The 11,106-nt window shown below is 66.3% G+C and carries 10 protein-coding genes and 1 pseudogene; 5 read left to right on the forward strand and 6 right to left on the reverse strand.

The window, feature by feature from the left end; all coding sequences use genetic code 11:
- Positions 1-278 precede the first annotated feature (278 nt).
- Entirely contained in the window at positions 279-836 is a 558-nt protein-coding gene (locus tag J8I34_RS27965) for a cysteine peptidase family C39 domain-containing protein (protein WP_371748152.1), read from the forward strand.
- Positions 837-1,192: 356 nt separating this feature from the next.
- Here the strand turns inward: J8I34_RS27965 and J8I34_RS27970 are convergent, their stop codons facing one another.
- Positions 1,193-1,342 carry a hypothetical protein gene (locus J8I34_RS27970; protein WP_156914451.1) on the reverse strand — a complete coding sequence of 50 codons (150 nt, stop codon included), beginning with the start codon at positions 1,340-1,342 and terminating at the stop codon, positions 1,193-1,195.
- 212 nt (positions 1,343-1,554) lie between these two features.
- On the opposite strand from J8I34_RS27970, the gene J8I34_RS27975 reads away from it, so the two are divergent.
- From J8I34_RS27975 to J8I34_RS27985, 3 genes are all read left to right on the forward strand, one after another.
- Positions 1,555-2,847, forward strand: a complete 1,293-nt coding sequence (locus J8I34_RS27975) for a hypothetical protein (protein WP_209807529.1) — start codon at positions 1,555-1,557, stop codon at positions 2,845-2,847.
- A gap of 242 nt (positions 2,848-3,089) precedes the next feature.
- Complete coding sequence (locus tag J8I34_RS27980; protein WP_029049063.1) at positions 3,090-4,130, forward strand: AraC family transcriptional regulator; 1,041 nt, start codon at positions 3,090-3,092, stop codon at positions 4,128-4,130.
- A gap of 111 nt (positions 4,131-4,241) precedes the next feature.
- Positions 4,242-5,003 carry a GntR family transcriptional regulator gene (locus tag J8I34_RS27985; RefSeq protein ID WP_209807530.1) on the forward strand — a complete coding sequence of 254 codons (762 nt, stop codon included), beginning with the start codon at positions 4,242-4,244 and terminating at the stop codon, positions 5,001-5,003.
- Positions 5,004-5,452: 449 nt separating this feature from the next.
- On the opposite strand, the gene pcaDC is transcribed toward J8I34_RS27985, so the two are convergent.
- The 4 genes from pcaDC to pcaH all read right to left on the reverse strand — a co-directional run bounded on the left by pcaDC (position 5,453) and on the right by pcaH (position 9,407).
- On the reverse strand, positions 5,453-6,643 hold the full coding sequence (gene pcaDC, locus J8I34_RS27990; RefSeq protein WP_209807531.1) for a bifunctional 3-oxoadipate enol-lactonase/4-carboxymuconolactone decarboxylase PcaDC: 1,191 nt from the start codon (positions 6,641-6,643) through the stop codon (positions 5,453-5,455).
- A 37-nt stretch (positions 6,644-6,680) separates the two neighbouring features.
- Positions 6,681-8,069 (reverse strand): 3-carboxy-cis,cis-muconate cycloisomerase, encoded by a 1,389-nt coding sequence (locus tag J8I34_RS27995; protein ID WP_209807532.1) that lies wholly within the window; start codon positions 8,067-8,069, stop codon positions 6,681-6,683.
- A 62-nt stretch (positions 8,070-8,131) separates the two neighbouring features.
- Positions 8,132-8,701, reverse strand: coding sequence for a protocatechuate 3,4-dioxygenase subunit alpha (gene pcaG / locus J8I34_RS28000; RefSeq protein ID WP_209776921.1), 570 nt, complete (start codon positions 8,699-8,701; stop codon positions 8,132-8,134).
- A gap of 4 nt (positions 8,702-8,705) precedes the next feature.
- On the reverse strand, positions 8,706-9,407 hold the full coding sequence (gene pcaH, locus J8I34_RS28005; protein ID WP_029049058.1) for a protocatechuate 3,4-dioxygenase subunit beta: 702 nt from the start codon (positions 9,405-9,407) through the stop codon (positions 8,706-8,708).
- A 97-nt stretch (positions 9,408-9,504) separates the two neighbouring features.
- Here pcaH and J8I34_RS28010 point away from each other — a divergent pair, with 97 nt between their 5' ends.
- Positions 9,505-10,476 (forward strand): LysR substrate-binding domain-containing protein, encoded by a 972-nt coding sequence (locus tag J8I34_RS28010; RefSeq protein WP_209807533.1) that lies wholly within the window; start codon positions 9,505-9,507, stop codon positions 10,474-10,476.
- Positions 10,477-11,029: 553 nt separating this feature from the next.
- On the opposite strand, the pseudogene sdhB reads toward J8I34_RS28010, so the two are convergent.
- Positions 11,030-11,106, reverse strand: a pseudogene (gene sdhB / locus J8I34_RS28020) (succinate dehydrogenase iron-sulfur subunit); the annotation flags it as partial.

The following is an 11,106-nucleotide window of genomic DNA, read 5'->3' on the forward strand; positions in this document are numbered from 1 at the left end:
GCTCGCGTCCCAGCCAGTGTTTCAATGCCGAATCAGCCCGCATTCCCCCGTTTGAACGATGGGAGCGGGTGCCCTCGTGCACTACGCTTCGACGAAATATCACACCACTGAATCCGGGGGGAATCATGGGTGAGTCGAACCCGTGCGGGCAATACGAGCCTGCTGATCTTTCATTGTGCGAGTTGCCTGAGCCAGACACAGTTGGAACACCGAGGCCAAAGCCGACGGAAGAGCGGCCCAAACCGCCACAGGCCGCACCACGCAAGATAACACCCATCGTGCAGCCCGAAACTCCAGACCTGGACGCCATGGCAGATCACCGGGAGCGGCATGCCGGCACGCGCGGTTCGACGGCCGCGGATGATCCGCTGCTGGGCTGCCTGTTATTGCTTAACAGGGCGCGGCAGCAGGCAATACCGCCTGCCGTCCTGCTGAAAGGGCTGCCACTGGAAGGGCAGCCCCTCACATTGGCGCTCCTGAGCGACGCGGTGGAGCGCGCCGGCTGGTCGGCCCGGCTCGTGGAGCTGGATCTTGACGATATCCCTGACAGCGTGCTTCCGGCGATCCTGCTGCTGGACAGGCGCAGGCCGTGCGTATTGCTGGAGTGCCGCGAGTACGGAAGTTTTCTGGTCGCGCTCCCCGGATGGGGCGGCGGGATCCAGGAGGTGAGCCGGGAAGAGCTGCTGGCCGCGTACAGCCGGTACGCCATCGTCGTGCAGCCTGCTCCTCAGGCGGAAATCCAGGCAGACATGGGGCGGGTGCAGCCTGGCCAGTCGGCAGATGCGCGTAACGCATTCGCACCGATACTCGAGTCTTTGCCTCGTCCAGCCTGGTAAAGCTGGCCTCGCCTGCATTCCCGGCGCCCGCAATGTTGCACCAGGCGATACATTGGCCGGGAATGTTTTGCGTTATATCGGCATCCCGTTCCTCTTGCTTCCCTCCGATTTCTGCACGCCAGTGCAGAAGCCGCTCGTCGTGCTGTTTCATCTCTTCCACGCCCTGCATAAACCGGGGCCAAGTGAAATTCAATCCAGTGTGAGCGGAAGGAGCGCCGTGTCGGCGGGTACGCATAGGCGCCGGGAACCCGCGCTCGACCTGTCCCAGGCATCGTGATTTTCTGTCGCGGCCCACCTGTCGACCACGACGTTTCATTTTCAAAACATGCTTTTGGTGGAGTTTTTCCGGCGCTTTTTCATTTGCTGTATTGCTGCAATATTTCCCCGCTGTCGAGGGGTATCGAATATCGATGCATGCGTGCGCCGCGCTCTCTGAAATAAATCCGAGCCGCCTGCATGGCCTTGTCCGGCAAGGCTTTGCGGGCAGCCGCACCATTCGTGTCCATGACTCTTCGTCATGCCGCTTCCGTACGAGCCGGCCTGATGAATTCGCCGCGCATCTCGTCCATCTGACCGTTCCAAGGGCCTCACCAGGCCGATTTGCCGCTCGTCCATAGGACCGATTTTCCATTCCAATTCCGCCAACTAGATTGATCTCGCTGGCGCTTGAAAAAGCTACGGAAGCAATTGCTTAAACATCGGGAAAACGGGGGCATCCATGAAACACATCCACATGAAGCTGGCGGCCGTGCCGCTCGCTTGTCTGATCGCCATGGTCGCGGCTTGCGGGGGAGGCGGCGGCGATTCGGCGCCTGCAAGCACCGCCGCTGCGGCAGCGGATACGGGAACGTCTACGCCGGCGCCCGCGCCGGCTTCGCCAAGCAGCGCCATGCTGTCGGGTACCACCGACCCGGGGCCGGATGTCGGCAAGGACGGTGACTTCTACCTCAATACGGCGACCTGGATGTTGTTCGGGCCCAAGGCAAACGGTGTGTGGCCCGCCGGGGTTTCGATCGCCGGGCCTGCGGGCGGAACCGGCGCGCAGGGCGACACCGGGTCTGGCGGCAACACAGGACTGTCCGGTAACACCATCCTGTCGGGTTCGGTCGACCCGACCGATGGTGTTGGCAACGATGGCGATTACTACATCAACACGTCGACCTCGACGCTGTTCGGGCCCAAGGCGGATGGCACCTGGCCGCCGGGCGTGCCGCTGGGCGGCGGAAGCGGATCGGGCGGTGGCACCGTACTGACCGGCGCGGGCGCTCCGGACAACAGCGTCGGCAACAACGGCGACTACTACCTCGATACCAACACCTGGACGCTATATGGGCCCAAGGCCAATGACCAGTGGCCGGCGGGTGTCCCGCTGACTGGCCAGTCGGGCGGCGGCGGATCCGACGGCACGGGTGGCAGTGGTGGCAGTGGTGGCAGTGGTGGCAGTGGTGGTACCGACGGTGGCACGGTCGGCAACGGCGGCCACCTCCTGTACGGCAGCGGCGCGCCGAACGACAGCATTGGCGTCGATGGCGACTTCTATTTCGATACCTCGACGTCGACGCTTTACGGACCCAAGCAGGACGGCAAGTGGCCGACCACGGGCGTGACCATGACGACAGCCACGGTCTACAACGGCAACTTCAACGTGCCGGCCACGCTCAGCCGCGGCCACTATGCGATGACTGGCTCGGGCGGCGCCGTGCCCTTGCCGTCGGACTTCGGCGTCGTGATTCCCTACGACTGCAGCAGCGTCACGCTCACTGCCGGCACGCTGGGCAAGGTGCAGGGCTCGCTCGACATCAGCCTGTACAAGGTCACCGGATCCGGCACATCCGTGACCCTGGCACCGGTCGATGACCTGAGCTGCAAGATCACCAACGGGCTGCAAAGCTGCAGCCGGACGGTGCCGTCTGGAACCATCAACCACAGCGACAAGCTGCAGGTCCAGGTGGATAACAACCAGGCCACGGACTGGGGAGGCCTTACCGTCAACGTCGCCTGCGTGAAGTAGGCCCGTTGGAGCGGAGCGCGCCCATGCCAAGGGGGGCGGGCGTGCGTTGGAACGGCGGCCGGACATAGTGTCCCGCCGCTGTTTTTTTTTCGTCTGGATTACTCATGAGGCGCCTTGTCATCAGGCTTTGCGCCGAGCCAATGGTCGGCTTGTGCGCGATAGCAGGCGCCGCGGGTTTCTCCCGCTTGACAGTACATGACAGGCTTTTATCATTCTGTGTCACTGTTTCACTGAGGTCTGCAATGTCGTCTCTTGTCCGCGCCGCGGCCCTCACCAACTACAGCGAGGTTGCCCTGGCCGCCGGACTGGATCCGGTGCGGATGCTGCTTGATGCGGGCTTGAGTCCCAGCGTCCTGCGCGAGCCGGACTTCATGATTCCAGGGGAGCGCGTCGGACGGCTGCTGCAAGCGTCCGCCACCATGTCGGGCAACGAAAGCTTCGGCCTGTGCATGGCCGAATCGCGGCTGTTGTCCAACCTCGGGCCGGTAGGGTTGCTGATCCGCGACCAGGCGACGCTGCGTGACTCGCTGTGCGTCCTGATGCGCTATCAGACCCTGCTCAACAGTGCGCTCTCGCTGGCGGTCGAAGAATGCGACGGGCTGGCGATCATTCGCGAGGCGGTCATCGCCGGCAACGCCCACCAGCCCACGCGCCAAAGGGCGGAGCTCGCACTCGGCGTCATCGTGCGATTGATCCGGCAGCTGCTGAGGCCGGACTGGGAACCGCGACGCGTCTGCTTCGAACATCCCGCGCCACGCGACCTCAGTACACACCAGCGGTTTTTCGGCGCTTGCATCGAGTTCGACCATGAATTCAACTGCATCATCTGCACGAAGGCCGATCTCGATGCCCGCAATCCCGCTGCGGATCCCGCCATGGCGCGTTACGCGCAACAGTTGGTAGACGCTTCCGCCATTGCCCGGCAAGTGACCATGCTGGAGGACGTGCGGCGCATCATCCCGTTGCTGCTGCCCAGCGGGCGCTGCACCATCGAGCAGGTGGCGGACCATCTCGGCGTGGTGTGCCGCACGGTCCAGCGGCGGCTGGCGGAAGAGGGGCAAAGCTTTTCCTCGATCGTCAATGGCATTCGCACGGAACTTGCCGCGCGCCATGTCATCGAGAGCGATCGTCCATTGACCGAGGTGGCGACCTTGCTCGGTTTCTCCGCGCCAAGCGGATTCTCGCGCTGGTATCACGTGCAGTTTGGCTGCAGCCCGAAGGAAAGCAGGGCGGCGCGGGGCACAATGCGCCGGCGGGCAGGCCATCCGCAAGCCAACGCATAGCACTTCACGACGCCATGCCAGATGCCACGTTCTGGTTGCCGCCGAGGGCTGGGTGGACTTAGTATTGTCGACAAAAACCTAACCAACGAGCGGAACCAAGGATCACCACGCATGGGTCGACTCAAGACCACCAACACACCAGACCTGCAATCGCTGCTGGCGCTGCAAACACCGCAAAACCCGGTCATGCTTGCCGTCGAGCACGCGCTCAAGCACGGCCGCGACTGGTCGGCATCAGTCGCGGACCAGATTGCGGTGCGGCTGGCGGGCCTGATCACCGTCGATGCGATCCACGCGGGCCAACGCCTGCTCGAGAATGACATCTGCGAGGTGTTGGAGGTCAGCCGCGCGCCGGTGCGCGAAGCTTTGCGCATTCTGGAGCGGGAGCGCCTGGTCGAGTTTCGCGCGCGGCGCGGGGCCATTGTTACCGAGCCCAATGCCCAGGATCTGCGCGATATCTACGTCGTTCGGGATGCGTTGTTTGCAATCCTGCTCAGGCAGCTGGTGCAAGAGCGTGCGGACGCGCTGGATGCCTGGTTCGAGAAGTTCATGCCGCAGTTCGGCAAGGCCGTCGAGGAATCGGTGGACGCCTATATCAGCGTCACCTTTGTGGCGAACATGGCCATGGCAGACCTGTCGAGCAACCGGCTGGTCGGAGAGTTGCTGAATTCCATCTCGCTGCGGGTGCTGCGCTACGTGCGGCTCGGGCTCGCATGCCGTCCCGGCTCGCTGGAGAATTCCCTGAAGACCTGGCGAGCCCTGCAGCGTGCCGTTTCCAAGCGAGACATCGATGCGGTCTTGCAGACGGCGCACAAGCGCATCGCAAATTCGCGTGAAGCGGCCATTCGCGCCCTGGGAAGCCACCAGCGCTAGCGTGCCATCAATTGCGCCATCATTTCCGCCAGCGAGCGGGAATGCGTTGGCGTTCCCGGCCCCTGGAGAAGTGCACTAAGCTAGAGAACAAGACCTTTCGATGGGGCGCCAATGCAACTCCACCTCTTGTTCTCACGCCTCGGCATGGGCCATGCCCTGGCCCAGTGCGCGGTCATCGCCTGTCTCTCAGCCGGCCTGGCGGGATGCGAAGGCGTTCCGCGGGATACCAGGGGGACACCGCCACCGCCGCGCGAGCCTATCGCGGCTGGTGACGAGGTGTATCCGGCGCCAACGTCGGTACGAGATACGCGGCCTTCGACTCGCGCGCCATAGACGCCTGCCGCGGATCAGCGTTGCCTGGCACGCGCACGATGCTGCACCGGTGGCCAGCGCGGAGCAGGACAGGGATCCGCTGGCCAGCGCTGTCCGGCATATCCGGCAGTGCCCGCTCAGGCTTGCGTCCCACGGTTCGCCTCATCCATTGCCGCGAATACCTCCTCGGCCATATGGAAGGCCGAGTTGGCCGCCGGCACGCCGCAGTAGATGGCGGTCTGCAGCAGCACTTCCTTGATCTCGTCGCGGGTCACGCCATTGTTGGCGGCGGCGCGCAGATGCAGCTTCAGTTCGTCCGAGCGGTTCAGCGCCACCATCATGGCAATGGTCAGCAGGCTGCGCGTGTGCCGCGGCAGCCCTTCACGGGTCCAGATTTCTCCCCAGGCATAGCGTGTGATCAGGTTCTGGAATTCCTCGTTGAGCGGTGTCAGGCGCGCCAGCGACCGGTCGACGTGAGCGCTGCCCAGCACCGCACGGCGCACCGACAGACCGGCCTCGTAGCGCGCCGCGTCATCGGTGACGGGCAGGCGGCCCAGGATGAAGTCGAGCAGCGCCGCGGTAAAGCGGCCGGGTTGCTCGAAGCTGGAGATATGCGCGGCCGGCAGCTCGACGAAACGCGCATCCGGCATCGCGGCGGCCAGGTCGCGGCCTTCCTGCGCCGTCGTGGACGGGTCGTCGCTGCCCGCGATGACCAGCACCGGCACGGTAATGGTGCGCACGGCCTCGCGGAAATCCGCATCGCGCACCGCGGCGCAGCTGGCGGCATAGCCGCGCGGGTCGAGTGCCGCCAGCACCGCGCGCAGCGGATCCAGCGCGCGCTCCGCGGTGGCGGCAAAGGCAGGGGTGAACCAGCGCTGGATGGAGGGCGCCACCATCACGCCCATGCCATCGCGCAGCACGCTGTCGATGCGGGTGTTCCAGCCGTCGGCATTGCCTATCTTCGCCGCGGTATTGGCCAGCACTATCTTCGGGAAGCGTTGTGGCGCATGCACGCCCAGCCACATGCCGGTCAGTCCGCCCATCGACACGCCGCAGAAGGCGGCCTGTTCGATGCCCAGCGCATCAAGGATGGCCAGCACGTCGCTGCCTAGCTGCTCCATGGTGTAGGCATCGCCGGGCGCGGTCGAGCGTCCGTGGCCGCGCGTGTCATAGCGCACCACGCGAAAGCGCCCGGCCAGGGCATCGGCCTGCGGCTGCCACATGGTGTGGTCGGTGCCCAGCGAATTGGAAAAGACGATGGCCGGCGCATTGTCCGGGCCATCCACGGTATAGAAGAGCCGGGCTCCGGCGTGATCGAGATAGGGCAAGGCTGTTTCCTGGAATCCTGTCTGTGGTGGTGTGCAATCAGCGGGCGCCGCGCTGTGCCAGCGCCGCCTGCCAGGCCTGCACGGCGGCATCGGTGAACGCCGCGGACTGGCCGGAATAGTTGGCGGGGTCGGCCAGGCGGTCGAGCGCGGCATCGTCGAGCAGCCCCGCATGGGCGGGATTCTCATCGAGCGTCTGTGCCAGCGCCCCGCGCAGGGTGATGCCGTGCGTCACCGCGCGGCGCGACGCCTGCTCGACCACGTGGTGCGCTTCCAGTCGTCCGATGCGGCCGCCGAGTTCCAGCATGGCGGCCTCGCCAAGGATCAGCCCGTGCGTGAGACCGAGGTTGGCGCGCATGCGCGCGGTGTCCACCTGCAGGCCGGCGGCCACCTCGCCCATCTGGCGCAGCGCTCCCGCGGCGAGCGTGACGATCTGCGGCAGCGTGTCCCATTCCGCCTGCCAGCCACCCAGCGCGCGTTCGTGCTCCTGCACCATGCCCGACAGCATGGTCGCGACCAGCGGCGGTACCCGCACCGCGGCGGTCAGCACGGCGGCGCATCCCACCGGGTTGCGCTTGTGCGGCATGGTGCTGGAGCCGCCGCGCCCTGGGCCGGACGGCTCGGCCACTTCCGCGACTTCGGTCTGCATCATCAGCGAGATATCGCGCGCCATCTTGCCCAGCGCGCCGGTGAGCATGCCGAGCGTGGCGGCCACCTCGACCAGCCGGTCGCGATGCGCGTGCCAGGGCAGGGCGGGCAGGCCCAGCCCCAGCTCGCACGCCAGCGCGCGGGCCACGTCGGGGGCAGCCCCGCCGAGGCTGGCCAGCGTGCCGGCCGCGCCGCCGAACTGCAGCGCGCGGGCGCGGCCCCGTGCCGCGTCCAGCCGGCCCAGGTCGCGGCGCAGCGCGTCCAGCCAGCCCGCGGCCTTCAGGCCGAAGGTGGTGGGCAAGGCATGCTGCAGCCAGGTGCGGCCGACCATCGGCGTATCGCGATGCGCTGTGGCCAGTGCGGCGCAGGCATGGCCCAGTGCGAGCAGGTCTGCTTGCAGCAGGGGTAAGGCATCGTCCAGCTGTAGCACCAGCGCGGTGTCGAGGATGTCCTGGCTGGTGGCGCCCCAGTGGACAAAGCGCGCGGCTTCGGCATCGCGCGCCGCCACGGCGGCGGTCAGCTGCTTCACGAAGGGAATGGCGAGGTTGCCGGCAGCAACGGCGGCCTGCGCCAGGGCGTCCAGGCCGATGACGGCAGGATCCGCGCAGACTTCGGAGATGACCGATGCAGCCGCCGCGGGAATGACGCCGCAGCGGGCCTCGGCACGGGCCAGCGCGGCTTCGACCGCGAGCATGCGCTGCACCGCGCCGGTATCGGAGAAGATCTCCAGCGCGGCCGTGCTGCCGAACATGGGATCGGTGAGGCGGGTCGAGCTTGGCATTTGGGGGCGTGGGAAATGCGTGCCGCCACGATATCAGCGGCGGCACGATGTTGCGAGATGCGTCAGATGTCGAAGAATACCGTTTCGGCCGGACCCTGCAGCACCACGTCCCAACGCAGCGTGCCATTGCCCTGGGCCGAAGCGACGAGCGTGCCGCGCCGCCCGGCCGGCACTTGCGCCAGCACGCTGTCGGCGGCATTGGCCTCGGCTTCGTCCGGGAAGTACAGGCGCGTGGCCACATGCTTGACCAGGCCGCGCATGAACACCGACACCATGATGTGCGGGGCCTGCGGCTTGCCGTCCGCGCCCGGCACCACGCCCGGTTTGACGGTGACAAAGCGGAAGGAGCCGTCTTCGGCGGTGGGCACGCGGCCGAAGCCGGTGAAGCCCGGCACCAGCGGCAGTTCGCGCGTGTCCTCCGGATGGCGGTAGCGGCCGGCCGGGTTGGCCTGCCAGATCTCGACCATGCCGTCGGGCACCGGGGCGCCGGTGCCGTCGGTCACGCGGCCTTCGATGACGATGCGCTGGCCGGCCAGTTCAGGGGCGTCGGCGGTGAGGTCGGCGCAGTTCAGGCCGGTCAGGCCGATGTGCAGGTAGGGGCCGACAGTCTGGGAAGCGGTGGCATACAGCATGGTCTTACTCCATCGGCGTGGCATCGCGGCCACGCAGCACGATATCGAAACGGTAGCCCAGCGCGTACTCGGGCTGCGTGGTCTCCCAGTCAAGCGTGGCGATCAGTCGCTGGCGCGCCTTCTCGTCGGGCACGCACTGGAAGATCGGGTCGAACGGCAGCAGCGGGTCGCCCGGGAAATACATCTGGGTCACCAGGCGCGTCGCATACGCGTTCCCGAACAGCGAGAAGTGGATATGCTGCGGCCGCCAGGCGTTGTGGTGGTTGCGCCAGGGGTAGGCGCCGGGCTTGATGGTCTTGAACTGGTAGCGGCCGTCGGCGTCGGTCACCGTGCGGCCTTCGCCGGAGAAATGCGGGTCCAGCGGGGCATCGTGCTGGTCGCGCTTGTGCACGTAGCGGCCGGCGGCATTGGCCTGCCAGACCTCGATCAGCGCATGCGGGACCGGGCGGCCGTTCTCGTCCAGCACGCGGCCGGTGACAAGGATCCGTTCGCCGATCGGATCGCCGCCGTTGCCGACGGTCAGGTCGTTGTCGCCCTCACGCATAAACTCGGCGCCGAAGGTCGGCCCCGTCACTTCGGACAACGTCTGCGGGATCCGTACCAGCGGCTGCGACGGCGAGCGCAACACGGTCGAGCCATAGGGATCGAAGCGGTATTCGGGCTGGGTGTCCCAGTAGGGACGGCGGTACTGGGCAAGGCTGGGCATGCTGCTTGTCTCCATGGTGTCGGGGGGTGGAATGACTTTAAGACACACTCAAATTCAAGTAAATTGAGATATTCGGAAAATTAGATGAATTTTAGATATGGAACGACAAGGACAGGGCACCCAGGACATCTTCCGCAACCGTGTGCGGCTGCGGCACCTGTCCTGCTTTGTGGCGGTGTCGCAAACGCAGCATCTCGCACGCGCCGCTGACCGTCTCGGGCTGACCCAGCCGGCCGTTTCCAAGACACTGAGCGAACTGGAGGAACTGGCCGGCACCCGGCTGCTGGTGCGGCGGCGTGCAGGCACCGAGCTGACCACCGCGGGGACCCGCTTCCTGCAGCATGCGCTGCGCATCCTGGCCGACATCGATGCCGCCGCCGGCAGCGTCACGGGCGAGGCGGCGCAGACGCACGAGCGCATCCGCCTGGGGGCGCTGCCAAGTGTGGTGCCCGCCGTGCTCACCGATGCCGTGCTGCGGTTTCGCGCCAGCTTTCCGGAAGTCGGCCTGGACATTCGCACCGGCATGAACCGCAACCTGATCGACCAGCTCAAGGCAGACGTGCTGGACCTGGTGATCGGCCGCATGGACGACCCGGTCGCCATGGAAAGCCTGTGGTTCGAGTCGCTGGGGCCGGACTCCCTGGTGCTGGCCGTGCGTCCCGGCCATGCGCTGGCGCAGGCCTCGCGCGCGACGATGCTTGACTGCCTGGCGTGGCCGCTGGTGATTCCCGCCGTGGGCTCGATTCCCCGTCACAACACCGAAAGCCTGCTGGCGCGCCACGGACTGCGCCTGCCGGACGGCTGCGTGGAGACCTCGGACGCCTATCTGGGGCGCCTGCTTGCGGAGCAGAGCGACTGCGTCTGGGCCGCGCCGACGTCCGCCGCCCGCCGCGCGCTGGACGAAGGTGGCCTGGTGGCATTGCCGATCGATACCTTCGGCACCGAGGAGCCGGTCGGCCTGCTGCGGCACAAGGACCGCACGCTGACGCCGATGGCGGAGGCGCTGGCGGACTGCGTCCGGGCGGCGGCGCATCGGGACGCTTCATGGCACGGCCGGCCGGCGCCGTGACGGACGATCTGTATTTTCGGACCGAATGTTCGTGTCACGCAGGAGCGCGTCAACCGGTTTGGCGAACTTTTGATTGCCGGGGCCGGTGTGTTATCGAGAGCGCCCGGCAAGCGTGAAACCAGGGCCTGGTCATCAGGCTCAGGTTCCACGGCGGACGGGCTTCGCGACTTACTCGGCAACGACATGCGCAACCTTGATGGTCTGCGCATAGCGAGCCGCCTCGTCGGCAATGACCTTCGCGTAGTCCGCGCTCGATCCTCCCACGGGTTCGATACCGGCAATGCATAGTGAGAAGCGCGCCTGACTGCATGCGCGACGAGTCTATTAAATGGGAAGAATCGGCTTGAGGCGCTTTTCGAGCAGGATGGGGGCGATGCGGCGTACAAATCCGGCGCGCTGACAGGCGTGCATCGCCAGCGAGCGGGGCTTGCCGCCCCCTTCGTACACGTTGACTTTCTACCGCCCGGAAGTCTTTCCGCGGTGTGAAAAGAATTGGCGAAAGAATGCCCTAGGCAGATGCGGTGGGGGGCGCACTAACCGGCGCCGTGACGCCTCACACCGCGCGGCGGACCATCAGCTCCTTGATCTTGCCGATGGCCTTGGTCGGGTTCAGACCCTTCGGGCACACGT

This window comes from Cupriavidus phytohabitans (assembly GCF_017815025.1).
GTDB lineage: Bacteria > Pseudomonadota > Gammaproteobacteria > Burkholderiales > Burkholderiaceae > Cupriavidus.

What these genes read in the sequence shown, in the direction of transcription:
- J8I34_RS27970 (WP_156914451.1), bottom strand. Translation starts at nt 1,342, where the DNA reads ATGGACACGAATGGTGCGGCTGCCCGCAAAGCCTTGCCGGACAAGGCC.
- J8I34_RS27975 (WP_209807529.1), top strand. Translation starts at nt 1,555, where the DNA reads ATGAAACACATCCACATGAAGCTGGCGGCCGTGCCGCTCGCTTGTCTG.
- J8I34_RS27980 (WP_029049063.1), top strand. Translation starts at nt 3,090, where the DNA reads ATGTCGTCTCTTGTCCGCGCCGCGGCCCTCACCAACTACAGCGAGGTT.
- J8I34_RS27985 (WP_209807530.1), top strand. Translation starts at nt 4,242, where the DNA reads ATGGGTCGACTCAAGACCACCAACACACCAGACCTGCAATCGCTGCTG.
- J8I34_RS27995 (WP_209807532.1), bottom strand. Translation starts at nt 8,069, where the DNA reads ATGCCAAGCTCGACCCGCCTCACCGATCCCATGTTCGGCAGCACGGCC.
- pcaG (WP_209776921.1), bottom strand. Translation starts at nt 8,701, where the DNA reads ATGCTGTATGCCACCGCTTCCCAGACTGTCGGCCCCTACCTGCACATC.
- pcaH (WP_029049058.1), bottom strand. Translation starts at nt 9,407, where the DNA reads ATGCCCAGCCTTGCCCAGTACCGCCGTCCCTACTGGGACACCCAGCCC.
- J8I34_RS28010 (WP_209807533.1), top strand. Translation starts at nt 9,505, where the DNA reads ATGGAACGACAAGGACAGGGCACCCAGGACATCTTCCGCAACCGTGTG.